The sequence below is a fragment of the Burkholderia lata genome, from assembly GCF_902499025.1.
In the GTDB taxonomy this organism is placed as follows: Bacteria; Pseudomonadota; Gammaproteobacteria; order Burkholderiales; family Burkholderiaceae; genus Burkholderia; species Burkholderia lata_C.
Map to the genome: position 1 here is coordinate 278,758 of NZ_CABVPW010000003.1, position 15,560 is coordinate 294,317.

Consider the following 15,560-nt stretch of genomic DNA (forward strand, 5'->3'; position numbering starts at 1 on the left):
CAAGCGCGTCGGGCGGCATGACGGCGGCGGTACGCTTCGACGTGCCGCCGCTGCCTTCGATCCATACCGCTGTCCCAGCGATATCTTTCCCCACCGACAGGTCGGTCAGGACGTTTTTCATCCTGCAGCAACGCGCAAGCGCGCGTTCCGGAACGGCCCTCGTCTTGCGACCGCTCGCGTCGCCATTCCGCGCAAACGTGTGCGGGTCATTTTTCCTTCTTTCTCTCCTGCGACGCGGCCCGGATGACGGGCTCCGGCGACCGCTCATGCGTGCGATTTACGATCCGGAATTGACGATCGAATTAATCCATGTATTGGAAATAATGAGGGCGGCAAAGTGTCGCAGTAAAACGTTTGTATTCATGTCGCAATCGTTTGCGCGAAAGAATTGAATTGATTGAATCGCTGGTTAATTTCCTGTTTGTTGAAAATGATTTGATATTGGCGTTGTCGTCTGGCAACGATGGCGGCGTTGGACAATGTTTTGTCCTTTTCGCGAATGATTTTGCGGGAGCCAATGCCAGTAAGGAGGAGCGGGGTGGTGTTGGCTATCGACCGAAAATATCTTTAATCTTCAATTGCTTCCGGAAAATAAAAAAGGACTGCGGATAAAAATTGATGGATTGAAAATCGACAGGAAAGAGTGTCGGTTTAGAGGGGTAAATCGGACATTGTCAGAAGCATTTGACAATGATTTACAGAAAACTTTCACGATTATCTCGATAATGCGGCCTCGTGACGGACGGGAGCCACCACACGCTGCCGTTTGTGTCCGCCACGTCATCTACTCCATTTGCACTCCTTACGGGTAACGTCATGAAAAAATCCCTCCTGACCGCTGTCGCACTCGCGGCCCTGTCGACCTCGGCCTTCGCAGCAGGCACCGGCACGATCAACTTCACGGGCGAGATCGTCGCGGGCGCATGCGGCATCGATTCGGGTTCGGTCAACCAGACCGTGAACCTCGGCAAGGTGCCGACCAACGTGTTCAAGCAGGCTGGCGACAAGTCCACGCCGACCAACTTCGACATCAAGCTGACCGACTGCGACACGAGCATCGCGCAGAACGCGTACTTCACGTTCACGGGCACGTCGAGCGCGGGCCAGCCGAAGCTGCTCGCGACGATCGGTTCGGCAACCAACGTCGGCATCCGCCTGCAGGCAGCGTCGGGCGAATACCTCGACAACGGCGCCGAGCAGAAGGCACCGACCGTGCTGCAGAACGGTACGAACGTCGCGCGTTTCGCGGCCATGTACGAAGCGACCGCAGCCGGCGTGACGCCGGGTACCGCCGAAGGCGTGGCGAACTTCACGGTCCGCTACCAGTAAGCCGCCGTACCGGGGAAGGGTGCGCGCACCCTTCCTCGTTCGCTTTCCTCCTTTTTCCCCTTCCTGGACTTCCGGTAGCGCCGCGTGCGAATCAGACATTCCTTCCTTTGCGTCTCCGTGCTGGTTGTCGGCAGCCAGAGCCATGCGACGGAATTCAATTCGTCGTTCCTGAACATCGACGGTTCGAACAACGTCGACCTGTCGCAGTTCTCGCAGGCGGACTTCACGCTGCCCGGCGAGTACATGCTCGACGTACAGGTCAACGACCTGTTCTACGGGCTGCAGGCAATCGAGTTCATCGCCGTCGACACGTCGGGGGCGGGCAAACCGTGCCTGCCGCCGGAGCTCGTCGCGCAGTTCGGGTTGAAGCCGTCGCTCGCGAAGGACCTGCCGCGCTTCCAGGGCGGACGTTGCGTCGATCTCGGCGCGATCGAGGGGGCGACCGTGCGTTACCTGAAAAGCGACGGGCGGCTCAAGATCACGATTCCGCAGGCCGCGCTCGAGTTCACCGACTCGACCTACCTGCCGCCGTCGCGCTGGTCCGAAGGGATTCCGGGTGCGATGCTCGACTATCGCGTGATCGCGAACACGAACCGCAACTTCGGCACGGGCGGCAGCCAGACGAATTCGATCCAGGCCTACGGGACGGTTGGCGCGAACTGGGATGCATGGCGCTTTCGCGGCGACTACCAGGCGCAATCGAACGTGGGCAATACGGCTTACGCGGACCGCACGTTCCGCTTCAGCCGGCTTTATGCATTTCGCGCGCTACCGTCGATCCAGTCGACGGTGACGTTCGGCGACGACTACCTGACTTCGGACATTTTCGACACGTTCGCGCTGACGGGCGCGTCGATCCGCAGCGACGACCGCATGCTGCCGCCATCGTTGCGCGGCTATGCGCCGTTGATCGCGGGCGTCGCACGCACCAACGCGACCGTGACCGTGTCGCAGGCGGGCCGCGTGTTGTACGTGACGCGCGTGTCGCCGGGCGCCTTCGCGCTGCAGAACATCAATACGAGCGTGCAGGGCACGCTCGACGTCGCGGTCGAGGAAGAAGACGGCAGCGTACAGCGCTTCCAGGTGACGACGGCAGCCGTGCCGTTCCTCGCGCGCGCCGGGCAATTGCGCTACAAGGCCGCCGTCGGCAAGCCGCGGCTGTTCGGCGGCGCCGGCATCACGCCGTTCTTCGGCTTCGGTGAAATCGCGTACGGCCTGCCGTTCGACGTCACCGCGTATGGCGGTTTCATCGCCGCGTCGGGCTACACGTCGATCGCGCTCGGCGTGGGCCGCGATTTCGGCGCGTTCGGCGCGCTGTCGGCCGACGTCACGCATGCGCGGGCGAAGCTGTGGTGGAACGGCGCGACCCGCAACGGCAACTCGTACCGCATCAACTATTCGAAGCACTTCGACGGGCTCGATGCCGACGTGCGCTTCTTCGGCTATCGCTTCTCCGAGCGCGAATACACGAACTTCGCGCAGTTCTCGGGCGACCCGACCGCGTACGGCCTCGCCAACAGCAAGCAGCGCTACTCGGCGACGCTGTCGAAGCGTTTCGGCGACACGTCGACCTATTTTTCCTACGACCAGACGACCTACTGGGAACGTGCGAACGAGCAGCGCGTCGGCCTTACGCTCACGCGGGCGTTCTCGATCGGCACGCTGCGCAACCTGAACGTGAGCGTGTCGGCCTTCCGCACGCAGAGCGCCGGTGCAAGCGGCAACCAGGTCTCGGTCACCGCGACGTTGCCGATCGGCGGCCGCCACACGGTCACGTCGAACCTGACGACGGGCAGCGGCAGCACGAGCGTGAACGCGGGCTACATCTACGACGATCCGGCCGGCCGCACCTACCAGATCAACGCGGGCGCGACCGACGGACGCGCATCGGCGAACGCGAGCTACCGCCAGCGCTCGTCGGCATATCAGCTGACCGCGCAGGCGTCGACGCTCGCCAATGCGTATGCGGCCGCATCGCTCGAAGTCGACGGTTCGTTCGTCGCGACGCAATACGGCGTGTCGGCGCATGCGAACGGCAATGCGGGCGACACGCGCCTGCTGGTATCGACCGACGGCGTGCCCGACGTGCCGCTTTCCGGCACGCTCTCGCATACCGATTCGCGCGGCTATGCGGTGCTCGACGGCATCTCGCCGTACAACGTGTACGACGCGACCGTCAACGTCGAGAAGCTGCCGCTCGAAGTGCAGGTGTCGAACCCGATCCAGCGCATGGTGCTGACCGATGGCGCGATCGGCTTCGTGAAATTTTCCGCCGCGCGCGGCAGCAACCTGTACCTGACGATGACCGACCCGGCCGGCAAGCCGCTGCCGTTCGGTGCGTCGGTGCAGGACGCGGCGAACGGCAAGGAGCTCGGCATCGTCGGCGAGGGCGGTGCGGCGTTCCTGACCCAGGTTCAGCCGAAATCCACGCTGGCGGTGCGCGCGGGCGAACGCACGCTCTGCACGATCGATACGCTGCCGAACCAGCTCCAACTCGAAGGCACGCCGATTCCGGTGACGTGCCAGACGCCCGGCGAGTCGCATGCAGCGGCCGCACGGGTCGAACGATGAATTCACGGATCAAGCGATGAAAAATTCCTTCTCCCTTTCCTTTTCGCGGCGCGCATGGTGCGTGCTCGCGACCGCCGGCGCGCTGTTCGCGGGCGCCGCGCAGGCGGCGATCGTTCCCGATCGCACGCGTGTGATCTTCAACGAAGGCGAACAGGCCGCGGTCGTCACGATCACCAACAAGAGCACGACGTACCCGTATCTCGTGCAGTCGTGGCTCGAGGACGCGAAGGGCAACAAGATCACGTCGCCGCTGATGGTCGTGCCGCCGCTGCAGCGCGTCGAGGCGAACGAGCGCAACGTGCTGCGGATCGCGAAGCTGCCGGGCACCGAGCTGCCGGCCGATCGCGAGTCGGTGTTCTACCTGAATATCCGCGAAGTGCCGCCGAAGACGGATACGCCGAACACGCTGCAGATCGCGCTGCATACGCAGATGAAGCTGTTCTATCGCCCGAAGGCCGTGCAGCCGGCGCGCGACGAGGACTGGACGCTGCCGATGACGTTGCGGGTCGATTCGGCCGCGCACACGCTCGTGTTCGACAATCCGACGCCGTATCACATCACGATCGTCGACCTGGCTTCGGGTGCGCAGAAGACGCATGTGCCGCTGGAGCCGGTGATGGTGAGCCCGATGAGCACGGCCGACGTGCCGTTCAAGGCCGCGACGCCGGCGACGCTGTTCGTCACGCACGTGGACGACTACGGCGGCCAGGTGGCGGTCGAGTATGCGTGTGAGGCCGGTGCTTGCAAGAGCGTGAAGAAATGAGCGGCACGCGACGAAACGAAATCGTGTCGGGCATGCCCGCGTGGCTCAAGTGGTGCGTGATCGGGCTGTTCTTTGCGCTGGCGCAGCCGGCGTGGGCTGTGCGCTGCATCGCAAACAGCGGCGGTGTGTCGCTGACGGAAGCGATCGGCAATGTTGCGTCGTATCCGACCGATGCGCCGGATGGATACGTGATCTGGGTGTCGCCGCCGCGCACGACGACGGGATACTGCTACAAGGATCTCGGCGGCAGGGAGAAGACCTACGGCGAATGGATCTATTTCTATGCGAACCCTGAAAAGCAGACCCCGGCTGCGTGGGGGCTCGAGATCGGCATTCGCTATCTTGGTGAAGATTACTTCGGCCGCAGCAGTCAGCCTGGGGATGGCGTACAGACGAAAACCTATGTAGAGGAATGCAAATTGAGTGACGCGGAGGTCAAGGCCGGGCGTTGCGAAAAGTTTCCGCTGAGCATCACCTATCAGGTCGTGGTGCGCAAGCGCGGCAACTGGTCGCAGCCGCCGTCCGACATCTACGCGGTGTTCCAGTTCGATGGCAGGGGCGGCCTGAACTACATCAATCCGAGCTTTCGCTACAAGCTGAGCGGCCTGCGGAACCTGAAACCGACGCCTTGTCTCGTCGATGTGAAGGTCACACCGGAACCCGGCATCGTGAAGTTCGGCCAGGTTCAGGCGACGGGCAACGGTTTCATGCCTGCGGTGCCGCGCAAATCGTTCAGTCTTGCGCTGACCAAGCAATGCAACGTGGCGGTGCGTGTGGACGGCTACCTCGAAACGTCGCAGACGGTGCGAAACGGGTTGCTGGTACCGGATTCCAACAGCAATTTCGGCATCGGTATCGAGGACCGGAACGGCAAGGCGATTGCGTTCAACGAACAGTTCGTGCTCGCCCAGATGCCGGGAAGCGTGAACTACCAGAGCGTGACGCTCGATGCCGTGCTGAAGGCGTTCGGGCCGCCGAAGATCGGTCCGTTCAACGGGACGGCGACGATTCGATTGTTCATCTATTGACGCGGTATGCCGGACACCAACCGGTCGTGCGTTGCTCGCTCGATGCAGGTCGCTGCCGCAGAGTCGGTAAGACGAAAAAAACGCCGGCTAGCCGGCGTTTTTCACATCTGCTGCGCGATGCTCAGCGCACCCAGCGGCACATCTTGTGATGGTGATGATCGAAGTGACACACGCGGTGCGGATGCGCTTCGGCGATCGCCGGTACGAGCACGGCGGCGGCGAGCGCCGCGACGGTCAGGGTCTTGAGTAGCGTCTTCATGTTGAGGTCCTGTCGTTGAATAGCGGGTCACGGGAAGGGGAAAGGCATCACCACTGCTGCGGCGGACGTTGATCGTCGCGATGGTCGTCCCGGCGATCGTCGCGGCGGTCGTCATGCCCGCCGGGGTGCTGAGCCTCCCAGTCGCGGCGCTCCCAATAGCGATTTCCGTCCCAGTAACGATCGCCATGCCAGCCGATCGTGACTTCGGCCGGGCCAGGATAGGCGACGCATCCGGTGAGCATCACGCTCGACAGCGCACCAATCACGACAGCGGATAACACGATGGATTTCATGTTGTTCTCCCTTGGAAACGGCATGTCGATCGTACGAGCCCTCAAAATTTCACGTGGTAATAAGTTGCTACCGCCCATGGCAGGCGCAGGCGTTTCGTCAGAACCGTGAAAGATCGTGTCGGTGCAACCGACAGCCGTGCAGGTCGGACGGAATCCGCCAATGGCCCCGTGCCGCGACCGACGGCTTGCGTCCCATCTGCCAAAGCAACGATTTCGCCGATTGTTCAGACAAATCCTGACAACCGAAAGGGTCATTTCGTAATCGTATTGAGAATGATTTGCGTTTACGTTAAATTGCGCTATCTCGGAATTTGACGGAGCAGATCGATGGCGATGGCGGAAGTGCTCGACCGGCCGGCGGCGGCAGCGGCGAACCCGTTCCTCGGCAGTTATCCCGATCGGCCGCCGCGTGTGCGCCGTGCCGCGGAGCCCCGTGCGCAGGGCGCGTTGCTCGACGTGCTGATCTCGCATCGCGCGATGCTCGTCAATGTCGCGCGCGGCTTCGTCGGCTGCGCGAGCCGCGCCGAGGACGTCGTGCACGACGTGTTCGTGAAACTCGTCGAATTCCCGAATCAGGATGCAGTGCGCCAGCCGGTCGCGTACGTGACGCGGATGGTGCGCAACGCGTCGATCGATGCGTGCCGCCGGCAAAGCCTCGAGAACGTCTATCACACGGAAGAGGACGACGGCTTCGACGTGCCGTCGCCCGAGCCGACGCCGGAAGCCGCGCTGCTGACGCGCGATACGCTGCGGCGCGTGTGGGCCGCGCTCGACGACCTGCCGGCGCGCAGCCGCGCGGCGTTCGAGATGGTGCGGCTGCGCGAGGAGACGCTGCAGACGGCGGCGCGCGCGCTGAACGTGTCGCAGACGCTCGTGCATTTCATGGTGCGCGACGCGGAGCGCCACTGCGCGGAATGCCTCGACGCGTGCCATCGCGGCGTCGCGTGCCCGGTGTTCCTGGGCGGCCGCGCACGGCGCCGGTAAAAAACCGCGCCGGCCAATCGTCTATCAGACAGGAGCGGCCGAAACCGCCGCTTCGCCACCTTCAACCGCCCCAGCGATTTCCGATCATGACGCAAGCCACGACGCCTTCCGCCGACACCGACGACCTCGTCTATACGGTCGTCATCAACGACGAAGAACAGTATTCGATCTGGCCGACGTTCCGGCCCGTGCCGGCCGGCTGGCGCGAGGTCGGCGTGAGCGGCCCGAAGGCCGACTGTCTCGCGCACATCGAGACCGTCTGGACCGACATGCGCCCCGCGAGCCTGCGCCGCGCGATGGACGGCGAGCGCGCATCGCGCGCGTCGTGACCCGCTGCGCCGCGATCCGGCGCGCCACCTGAAGAGGACGTTGCATGACCCTGCTTTCGTTGCCGACGCTCGACGACCTGCGTATCGAGCCGGGGCTGCCCACCGTCGTGTCGCCGCGCGGCAGCGACGGGATGTCGATCGACGACGTCGCGCCGCTGGCGCGCGAGATCGCGGCCGACACGCTCGAACGGGCGGGCGGCGTGCTGTTCACGGGTTTTCACGTGCCGTCGATCGACGCGTTCCAGCAGTTCGCGGCGTCGTTCGGCGATCCGCTGATCGGCTATGAATACGCATCGACGCCGCGCAGCCAGGTCGAAGGCGCGGTCTACACGTCGACCGAATACCCGCCGCACCGCGCGATACCGCTGCACAACGAGCAGTCGTACACGCGCGAATGGCCGTTGCGGATCTGGTTCCACTGCGCGCTCGCCGCGCCGAAGGGCGGGGCGACGCCGATCGCGGACAGCCGCGCCGTCTATCGCGCGCTCGATCCGGCGCTGATTGCACGCTTCGAGAAGCGCGAGCTGCTGTACGTGCGCAATTTCGGGCAGGGGCTCGACCTGCCGTGGCAGCAGTCGTTCGGCACCGACGAGCCGGCCGAGGTCGAACGGATGTGCGCGGTGCGCGGCATCGAATGCGCATGGCGCACGGACGACGACGGCGAGCTGTTGCTGCGCACTCGCGAACGTTGCCAGGCCGTCGCGCGCCATCCGCGCACCGGCGACCGCGTGTGGTTCAACCAGGCGAACCTGTTTCACCTGTCGGCGCTCGACGACGACATGCAGGAAGCGCTCGTCGACGCGGTCGGGCTCGAGAACGTGCCGCGCAACGTGTATTACGGCGACGGCGAACCGCTCGAAGCCGACGCGCTCGCGGAGATCCGCGGCGTGCTCGACCAGCAGCGCATCGTGTTCCCGTGGCGCACGGGCGACGTGCTGATGCTCGACAACATGCTGACCGCGCATGCGCGCGACCCGTTCGAGGGGCCGCGCAAGGTCGTCGTCGCGATGGCGCAGAGCTATACGGTCCCGCGCGACCGAACGGAGGATTGATGACGCGTAGTACCGCCGCGCTTGCCGCGCGCGGGCTGTCGGTAGGGTATCGCGACCATGTCGTGATCGACGGGCTGGACCTGTCGATCGCGGCCGGCCGCGTAACCGCGCTGTGCGGACCGAACGGCTGCGGCAAGAGCACGCTGCTGCGCACGCTCGCGGGCCTGCAGCCCGCGCGTGCCGGCCATGTCGAAGTGAACGGCCAGCCGCTCGCGTCGTTTCGCCGTCGCGCGCTCGCGCGCGAGCTGACGATGCTCGCGCAGTTCAACCAGATTCCGTCGGGGCTCACGGTGCGCGAGCTCGTCGCGTACGGGCGCTATGCGTACGGCGGCTTCCTGCGCGGGCTGTCGCGCGCCGACCATGCGGCGATCGACGAGGCGCTCGACACGAGCGGCCTGGCCGACGACGCAAACCGCGACGTCGGTGCGCTGTCGGGCGGCGAGCGCCAGCGTGCGTGGATCGCGATGGCGCTCGCGCAGCAGGCGCCGATCGTGCTGCTCGACGAACCGACGACCTATCTCGACATCCATCACCAGCTCGACATCCTCGACGCGCTGCGCACGCTGAACCGCACGCGCGGACTGACGATCGTGTGGGTGCTGCACGACCTGAACCAGGCGGCCGCGTACAGCGACGAGATCGTGCTGATGCGCGCGGGCCGCCTCGTCGCGCAGGGCACGCCCGACGCGATGCTCGATCCCGCGCGGCTGCGCGCGGCGTTCGGCGTCGAGATGCTGAAGCTCGCGCACCCGCAGACGGGCGCGCCGATGTGCGTGCCGGCCTACGGGCCGACGACCGACGGCGCGCCGCAGGCGGCCGGTGTCTTCGACCGGGATCTCGCCGTATGACGACGTTCGCGATGCGCAAGCGCCTCGCGGCGGCGGGGAAGGGCACGGCGTCGGGCCGGGCCGGTGCGATCGCGTTCGGCCTCGTCGCGCTGATCGCGGCACTCGCGGTGCTGCGCGTCGCCCCCGATCTGCGCGTGTGGCGGGACGCCGTGCCCGGCAGCGATGCCGCTGCGCTCGCGCACGTGTTCCTGTTCGACCTCAACCTGCCGCGCGTCGCGGCCGCACTCGTCGCGGGCGGCTGCCTCGGCATCGCGGGCGCGCTGTTCCAGTCGCTCACGCGCAATCCGCTCGCGTCGCCCGACTTGCTCGGCGTGACGGGCGGCGCCCAGCTCGGCCTGCTCGCGGCGATGCTCGTGCCGGCGCTGGCCGGGGTCGCGTCGGTGCCGCTGCTGTTCGTCTGCGGGCTGGCTGCGGCCGCCTGCGCGATCGTCGCGGCCGGCGGCTGGCGCGCGACGCCGCTGCGCCTCGTACTCGCGGGCAGCGTGTGCATGCTGCTGTTCGCCGCGCTGTCGACGCTCGTGCTCGCCTTCTTCGAGCAGAACATCGCGGGTGCCGCGCTGTGGACCAACGGCAGCCTCTACCAGCCGGGCGCGACGGGCCTCGCGCTCGCCGCGCGCTGGCTCGTCGTGCCGCTGATCGCGTTGCCGTTCGTGATCCGGCCGCTGAATCCACTCACGCTCGGCGACGACGCGGCGGCCGCGGCCGGGGTGCGCGTCGACGCGACGCGGCTCGCCGCGACGATCGTCGCGGTCGCGTTCACGAGCGTGGCCGTCAGTATCGCGGGCCCGCTGTCGTACGTCGGCCTCGTCGCGCCGAACCTGCTGCGCCAGGTGCGCGGCGCGCGCGCGGCGCGGCTCGGCGTGCTGGTGCCGCTGTCGGCGCTCGCGGGCGGTGCGCTCGTGCTCGTCACCGACAGTGCGGTGCTCGCGTCGGGCCTCGACGCCACGCTGTCGACCGGCGTCGCGATCGCGCTGGTCGGCACGCCGCTGATGCTGGCGATGATCCGGCGCGGTGCCGCGTGGTCGGGCGTGCTGCATGCGGATGCCGAACGCGCGACGGGCGGCGGGTCGACGCGGCTCGTCGGCTGGCTCGAACGGCTCGGCTGGCCGCTGCGCACGGCGCTGTTCGTCGTGGCAGGCGTGCTGGTCGTGTTCGTCGGCGTGTCGGCCGGCCCCGAGTGGCTGTCGATCGCGCGCTGGTCCGCTGCGCTGTCCGGCCACGATGCGCTCGCGCGGATGCTGATCGACCTGCGCATGCCGCGCCTGTTGTGCGCGCTCCTCGCGGGCGCGCTGCTGGCGGTCAGCGGCGTCGCGATGCAAAGCGTCGTGCGCAATCCGCTCGCGGGCCCCGAAGTGCTCGGCGTCACGCAGGGCGCGGGGCTCGTCACGCTGTTCGCGCTGTCGACGTGGCCGCTGATGGGCCACGTGACGCTCGCAGCCGCCGCGCTGATCGGCGGCGGACTGTCGCTCGCGATCACGCTCGCGCTGAATCACCGGCATCGCTATGCGCCGCTCGCGGTGGCGCTGACGGGCATCGTGATCGGCGCGCTGTGGACCACGCTCGCGCAATGGCTGATCACGCAGGAAAGCGTGCAGCCCGCGCGCTTCGTCGTGTGGCTCGTCGGCGGTACGTATGGCCGGAGCTGGGGCGAGGTGTCGATGCTGCTGCCGTGGTGCGTGCTCGCGGTGCCCGTGTTCGCATGGCTCGCGAAACCGCTCGACATGCTCGCGCTCGGCGACGACCAGGCGGCTGCGCTCGGCCTGCCGGTGGCTGCACTGAGGCCGCTCGCGCTGACGATCGCGACGCTCGCCGCGTGCGCGGCCGTCGCGGCGGTCGGGCCGGTCGGCTTCATCGGATTGATGGCGCCGCACGTCGCGACGATGCTCGGCGCGCGCCGGCACCGGACGCGACTGTGGCTCGCGGCCGCGTGCGGCGCGCTGATCCTCGGTGTAGCGGATCTCGCGGCGCGTACGGTCGTCGCGCCGCGCGAAGTGCCGGCCGGCGTGCTGACCGCGCTGATCGGCGCACCGTACCTGCTCGGGTTGCTGATCCTCGAGGGGCGCCGCGCCCGGCGCGCAGGGCGATGACGCCCGCGCTCGACGGCGCGCGCGCCACGCGCTTCTCGGCGTTCGCGCCCGAACCGTTCGCCGAACACCTCGACGTCGTCTGGCTCGGCATGCCGGACGACGCGCACGATGCGCCAGGCCGGATCGTCGTACCCGTCAGCACGCTGCCCGATCACCGCGACGCGATCCTCGACGCGATGGTCGGCCATTACGGCGGCGATCCGGCGCAGCATGCGCGCGCGCTGATGTCGCAATGGAGCAAATACTATTTCGGCCGCGCGGCGCCGGCCGGCGTCGTCGCCGCGCTGACGCTCGGCCGGCCGCTCGACATGACGCCCGAACGCACGTTCGTCGCGCTCGACGACGGGATGCCCGCCGCGCTGTATTTCCCGCACGATGCGCTCGGCGCACCGTGCGACGACCCCGCGCGTCGCTATGCGGGGCTCATCGCGCATCTCGGCGCGGCGATCGACCTGCTCGCGGCGATGGGCCGCGTCACGCCGCGCGTGCTGTGGAGCAACGCGGGCAACCTGCTCGACTATCTGCTCGATACGTATCGTTCGCTGCCATGCGCTGCCGATCCCGTCCGCGATGCGGACTGGCTGTTCGGTTCGAGCTGCGTGCACGGCGAGCCGAATCCGCTGCGCGTACCCGTGCGCGATGCCGTGCCGCGCTCGGCGCTGCTGCCGACGCCGTTTCGCGCGCGCCGCGTGTGCTGCCTGCGCTATGAAATTCCTGGAGAAACGCAACTGTGTGGAAGCTGCCCCCTGCTACTGACGATGGACGACGCGGCGCTGGCCGAGCAGGACGCGATCCGGTGATGGATGCCGGCCGCCGGCACGCGCTCGGTGCACTCGCGGCGCTCGGCGCCGCGTGCTGCGGCGCGTTTTCCGCATCGTCCGGCGCGGTTGCCGCCACGCTCGATGCCCATCGCGCGCAGGGCGGGCGTGCGCCGGGTGCGGTGTCGCTGGCAGGCAATCCCGTCGTGTCGCAGGCGAGCGCGACGATGCCGGTGCGGCCGCAACGCGTGGTCGCGCTCGACTTCATGTTCGCGGAAAGCGTGATCGCGCTCGACATCGTGCCGGTCGGGATGGCCGATACCGCGTTCTATCCGGGCTGGCTCGGCTATCGAAGCGACCGGCTCGCGAACGTGACCGATATCGGCTCGCGCCAGGAGCCGGGCCTCGAAGCGATCGCGGCGGTCAAGCCCGACCTGATCATCGGCGTCGGCTTCCGGCATGCGCCGATCTTCGACGCGCTCGACCGGATCGCGCCGACGATCCTGTTCCAGTTCAGCCCGAACGTGTCGGACGGCGGCGTGCCGGTCACGCAGCTCGACTGGATGCGGCAGATCTTTCGGACGATCGGTGCGGTCACGGGGCGCGACGCGCGCGCGCAGGCGGTCGATGCACAACTCGATGCGGGCATCGTGCGCAATGCGGCGCGGCTCGCGGCCGCGGGCCGCAAGGGCGAGCGCATCGCGCTGCTGCAGGATCTCGGCTTGCCCGACCGTTACTGGGCCTATACGGGCAACAGTACGTCGGCGGGGCTCGCGCGGGCGCTCGGGCTCGATTCGTGGCCGACGAAGCCGACGCGGGAAGGCACGCTGTACGTGACGTCGGCCGATCTGCTCAGGCAGCGTGAACTGGCCGTGATGTTCGTGACCGCATCGGGAATGGACGTGCCGCTGTCCGCGAAACTCGATTCGCCGGTGTGGCGCTTCGTGCCCGCGATGAAGGAACACCGGATCGCGCTCATCGAACGCAACATCTGGGGGTTCGGTGGGCCGATGTCGGCGCTGAAACTGGCCGACGTGATGACCGATACGATGCTGAAGCTGCCTGCTGTGCGTTGAGTGCGCGGCGGTCGATCGGCGGATGATGCGGCTTTGGCTTTGGCTTCGACGGGCAGGGCATTGCGGTCGGCCTGACTCACGGTGAATCACCCGAGTCGTTCAGTGATCGCGCCACGCGCCCGAAATATTTCCTTCTGAAACGAAAATCGCCGACGCACTGCCATCGCAGCACATCGGCGATTTTTTCCATCGACCGCCGTATTACGCGCTCAGCGCGTCGACGCCATCCTGCGCGCGTGACCGCGCCGGTGTCGTGTCGCTGACGATGCGCCCGTTGTCGAGCTTCAATAAACGGTCGGCGAGATCGAAGTAGCGGTCGTCGTGCGTGATCACGATCACGGCCTTGCCGCGCGCACGCAGCTCCGGCAGCAGTTGCTCGTAGAACACGGCCTTGAACGACGGATCCTGGTCGGCCGCCCATTCGTCGAACAGGTAGAACGGCCGGTCCTCCAGGTACGCGACGACGAGCGCGAGCCGCTTGCGCTGCCCGGTCGACAGTGCGCGGGTCGAGAATGCGCCGTCCACCACCTTCACCTTGTGATCGAGCGCGAGCTTCGCGACGAGCGCGTTCGCGCGTGCATCGGCCTGCGCGCGGGACGGATCGTCGGGGTCGACGATGCCGAGCAGCGCATCGAACAGATGGAAATCGTTGAACACCGCGCTGAAGCGCTGCCGGTACGCGGCGCGCTCGCGCCAGCCGATCGTGCGGCCGTCGACTTCGATCGTGCCTTCCTCCGGCTCGTAGAGCCCCGTCAGCACCTTCGCGAGCGTCGTCTTGCCGCTGCCGTTGCCGCCGACGATGAACACGAGCTCGCCCGGCTTGATCGTCAGGTCGATCGGCCCGACGCTGAACATCCGTTCGTCGCGTTCATGGAAGTACGCATGCGTGACGCCGCGCAGCGTGACGGCGCCGGCCGGCGGCACGTCGGGTGCGTCGGACGCGGGCGGCACCGTGCGCAGCGCGCCGAATTCGGCCATTACACCTTCGATCCGCGTGAGCGACACGCGGGCCGCGTTGACGGTCGGCAGGTTGTTCAGCAGCCCGTCGAGCGGCACGAGCATGAACAGGAACACGACGACGTAGCCGGCGGCCGTGGCCGGATCGGCATGCACGCCGAGCTGCGGCCAAAACGACGCGATGCCCAGGAACACATAGAACAGGAAGATGATCCAGCCGACGCCGACCGCGTACGCGCTGAACGCGCGGCGGCGGTGGTCGCGCACTTCGCCGATCGCGGCGCCGAGCTGGCCGTCGACGAACTGGCGTGCGCGTTCATCGTGCAGCTTCAGCTCCTTCGCGCCGGAAAACAGCGAGCCGAGATAGCCGAACAGCCGGTCCTGCGCGTGGCCGGCGGCTTCGAGCGACGCGATCGCGCGGCGGTCGCCGGTGTGATAGCCGAGCGAGCCGGCGATGATCGCGGCCAGCGCGAGCAGGCACACGGGCCACGACAGCCACGCGAGATAGCCGAGGCAGCCGAACACGATCGAGCCGTGCATGACCAGGTTCGGCAGCGCGAAGAACAGCATCGACACGTTGGTGGCATCGTCGGTCAGCACCGACTGCACGGGCGCCGCGCCGATCCGCTCGATGTCGCGCAGCTCGGCCGCGCCGACGCGCCGCGCGAGATGCACGCGCAGCCGCGCCATCGTGTCCTGCGACAGGCGCGCGAACAGCGTGCCCGACACGATCCGCGTGACGAGCGCGATCACCGCGCACAGCGCGAAGCGCCACGCGAGCGACGCGTCGGCCGCGCCCGGCTGCGAGAGCGCGCGGTTCAGCGTCGCGACGAGCAGCACGCTCGCGACGCCGTTCAGCACGCACGCGGTGAGCGCCAGCGCGAGCGACACGCGGCTTTCGCGCAACAGCGCAAGGATCAGGCGCGCCGCGGGGCGGCCGGGGGAAGCGTCGAGGGACGGCGGGGAAGAAGGCTCGTGGGCGGCTGTCATCGGCAACGTCGGTAAAGGGAAGGCAAGCGAAAACGCGGAAACGGCAAAACTGGCGTGAAAGCGGCAGGCGAGGCGGGGCCCCGTTGCGGCTTTCCTCCCTGATAGACGAACGGGCCGCGCAAATATTTAGCGGTGCGTTCAAAAAAAGGCGTCCGCACGCGCTTTGAGCACAAAACGGTAAAAAATCGGCCGCGCCGTTCGTCACACCAGTGAAGCCGCCCCAAGCGGCCCCGAGA

General features: G+C 67.1%; 14 protein-coding genes. 11 read left to right on the plus strand and 3 right to left on the minus strand.

Features of this window, described 5'->3' with window-relative positions; translation table 11 throughout:
- The first annotated feature begins 816 nt into the window (after window positions 1–816).
- The 4 genes from BDI24065_RS04515 to BDI24065_RS04530 all read left to right on the plus strand — a co-directional run bounded on the left by BDI24065_RS04515 (window position 817) and on the right by BDI24065_RS04530 (window position 5,691).
- Window positions 817–1,329, plus strand: coding sequence for a fimbrial protein (locus tag BDI24065_RS04515; protein ID WP_175030174.1), 513 nt, complete (start codon window positions 817–819; stop codon window positions 1,327–1,329).
- 117 nt (window positions 1,330–1,446) lie between these two features.
- On the plus strand, window positions 1,447–3,900 hold the full coding sequence (locus BDI24065_RS04520; protein WP_175030175.1) for a fimbria/pilus outer membrane usher protein: 2,454 nt from the start codon (window positions 1,447–1,449) through the stop codon (window positions 3,898–3,900).
- Between the two features lie 16 nt (window positions 3,901–3,916).
- On the plus strand, window positions 3,917–4,663 hold the full coding sequence (locus BDI24065_RS04525) for a fimbrial biogenesis chaperone (protein WP_175030176.1): 747 nt from the start codon (window positions 3,917–3,919) through the stop codon (window positions 4,661–4,663).
- Window positions 4,660–5,691 (plus strand): fimbrial protein, encoded by a 1,032-nt coding sequence (locus tag BDI24065_RS04530; RefSeq protein WP_175030177.1) that lies wholly within the window; start codon window positions 4,660–4,662, stop codon window positions 5,689–5,691. The genes BDI24065_RS04525 and BDI24065_RS04530 overlap by 4 nt, the downstream gene beginning before the upstream one ends.
- Window positions 5,692–5,812: 121 nt before the next feature.
- Here BDI24065_RS04530 and BDI24065_RS04535 read toward each other — a convergent pair whose 3' ends face one another.
- Both BDI24065_RS04535 and BDI24065_RS04540 read right to left on the minus strand, forming a co-directional pair.
- A complete protein-coding gene (locus BDI24065_RS04535; RefSeq protein WP_011351930.1) occupies window positions 5,813–5,950 on the minus strand; it encodes an HHHH-motif protein in 138 nt (45 codons plus the stop codon).
- Between the two features lie 47 nt (window positions 5,951–5,997).
- Complete coding sequence (locus BDI24065_RS04540; protein ID WP_175030178.1) at window positions 5,998–6,243, minus strand: hypothetical protein; 246 nt, start codon at window positions 6,241–6,243, stop codon at window positions 5,998–6,000.
- Window positions 6,244–6,570: 327 nt separating this feature from the next.
- Here BDI24065_RS04540 and BDI24065_RS04545 point away from each other — a divergent pair, with 327 nt between their 5' ends.
- The 7 genes from BDI24065_RS04545 to BDI24065_RS04575 all read left to right on the plus strand — a co-directional run bounded on the left by BDI24065_RS04545 (window position 6,571) and on the right by BDI24065_RS04575 (window position 13,377).
- Window positions 6,571–7,227 (plus strand): RNA polymerase factor sigma-70, encoded by a 657-nt coding sequence (locus BDI24065_RS04545; protein ID WP_175030179.1) that lies wholly within the window; start codon window positions 6,571–6,573, stop codon window positions 7,225–7,227.
- 86 nt (window positions 7,228–7,313) lie between these two features.
- Entirely contained in the window at window positions 7,314–7,556 is a 243-nt protein-coding gene (locus BDI24065_RS04550; protein ID WP_021163602.1) for an MbtH family protein, read from the plus strand.
- A 44-nt stretch (window positions 7,557–7,600) separates the two neighbouring features.
- Window positions 7,601–8,608 (plus strand): TauD/TfdA family dioxygenase, encoded by a 1,008-nt coding sequence (locus BDI24065_RS04555; protein WP_175030180.1) that lies wholly within the window; start codon window positions 7,601–7,603, stop codon window positions 8,606–8,608.
- Window positions 8,608–9,456 (plus strand): ABC transporter ATP-binding protein, encoded by an 849-nt coding sequence (locus BDI24065_RS04560; RefSeq protein WP_175030181.1) that lies wholly within the window; start codon window positions 8,608–8,610, stop codon window positions 9,454–9,456. The genes BDI24065_RS04555 and BDI24065_RS04560 overlap by 1 nt, the downstream gene beginning before the upstream one ends.
- On the plus strand, window positions 9,453–11,543 hold the full coding sequence (gene fhuB / locus BDI24065_RS04565; RefSeq protein WP_175030182.1) for a Fe(3+)-hydroxamate ABC transporter permease FhuB: 2,091 nt from the start codon (window positions 9,453–9,455) through the stop codon (window positions 11,541–11,543). The genes BDI24065_RS04560 and fhuB overlap by 4 nt, the downstream gene beginning before the upstream one ends.
- Window positions 11,540–12,343: a siderophore-iron reductase FhuF gene (fhuF, locus tag BDI24065_RS04570; protein ID WP_175030183.1), complete on the plus strand. Its 804-nt coding sequence runs from the start codon at window positions 11,540–11,542 to the stop codon at window positions 12,341–12,343. Before fhuB ends, fhuF begins: the two co-directional genes overlap by 4 nt.
- Window positions 12,340–13,377, plus strand: a complete 1,038-nt coding sequence (locus BDI24065_RS04575; RefSeq protein WP_175030184.1) for an ABC transporter substrate-binding protein — start codon at window positions 12,340–12,342, stop codon at window positions 13,375–13,377. Before fhuF ends, BDI24065_RS04575 begins: the two co-directional genes overlap by 4 nt.
- A 201-nt stretch (window positions 13,378–13,578) precedes the next feature.
- Here the strand turns inward: BDI24065_RS04575 and BDI24065_RS04580 are convergent, their stop codons facing one another.
- On the minus strand, window positions 13,579–15,324 hold the full coding sequence (locus BDI24065_RS04580) for a cyclic peptide export ABC transporter (protein ID WP_175030185.1): 1,746 nt from the start codon (window positions 15,322–15,324) through the stop codon (window positions 13,579–13,581).
- Window positions 15,325–15,560: the final 236 nt, after the last annotated feature.

Excerpts from the sequence above, each read along its gene's own strand:
- BDI24065_RS04515 (WP_175030174.1), top strand. The coding sequence starts at position 817 with ATGAAAAAATCCCTCCTGACCGCTGTCGCACTCGCGGCCCTGTCGACC.
- BDI24065_RS04525 (WP_175030176.1), top strand. The coding sequence starts at position 3,917 with ATGAAAAATTCCTTCTCCCTTTCCTTTTCGCGGCGCGCATGGTGCGTG.
- BDI24065_RS04530 (WP_175030177.1), top strand. The coding sequence starts at position 4,660 with ATGAGCGGCACGCGACGAAACGAAATCGTGTCGGGCATGCCCGCGTGG.
- BDI24065_RS04535 (WP_011351930.1), bottom strand. The coding sequence starts at position 5,950 with ATGAAGACGCTACTCAAGACCCTGACCGTCGCGGCGCTCGCCGCCGCC.
- BDI24065_RS04540 (WP_175030178.1), bottom strand. The coding sequence starts at position 6,243 with ATGAAATCCATCGTGTTATCCGCTGTCGTGATTGGTGCGCTGTCGAGC.
- BDI24065_RS04545 (WP_175030179.1), top strand. The coding sequence starts at position 6,571 with ATGGCGATGGCGGAAGTGCTCGACCGGCCGGCGGCGGCAGCGGCGAAC.
- BDI24065_RS04550 (WP_021163602.1), top strand. The coding sequence starts at position 7,314 with ATGACGCAAGCCACGACGCCTTCCGCCGACACCGACGACCTCGTCTAT.
- BDI24065_RS04555 (WP_175030180.1), top strand. The coding sequence starts at position 7,601 with ATGACCCTGCTTTCGTTGCCGACGCTCGACGACCTGCGTATCGAGCCG.
- BDI24065_RS04560 (WP_175030181.1), top strand. The coding sequence starts at position 8,608 with ATGACGCGTAGTACCGCCGCGCTTGCCGCGCGCGGGCTGTCGGTAGGG.
- fhuB (WP_175030182.1), top strand. The coding sequence starts at position 9,453 with ATGACGACGTTCGCGATGCGCAAGCGCCTCGCGGCGGCGGGGAAGGGC.
- fhuF (WP_175030183.1), top strand. The coding sequence starts at position 11,540 with ATGACGCCCGCGCTCGACGGCGCGCGCGCCACGCGCTTCTCGGCGTTC.
- BDI24065_RS04580 (WP_175030185.1), bottom strand. The coding sequence starts at position 15,324 with ATGACAGCCGCCCACGAGCCTTCTTCCCCGCCGTCCCTCGACGCTTCC.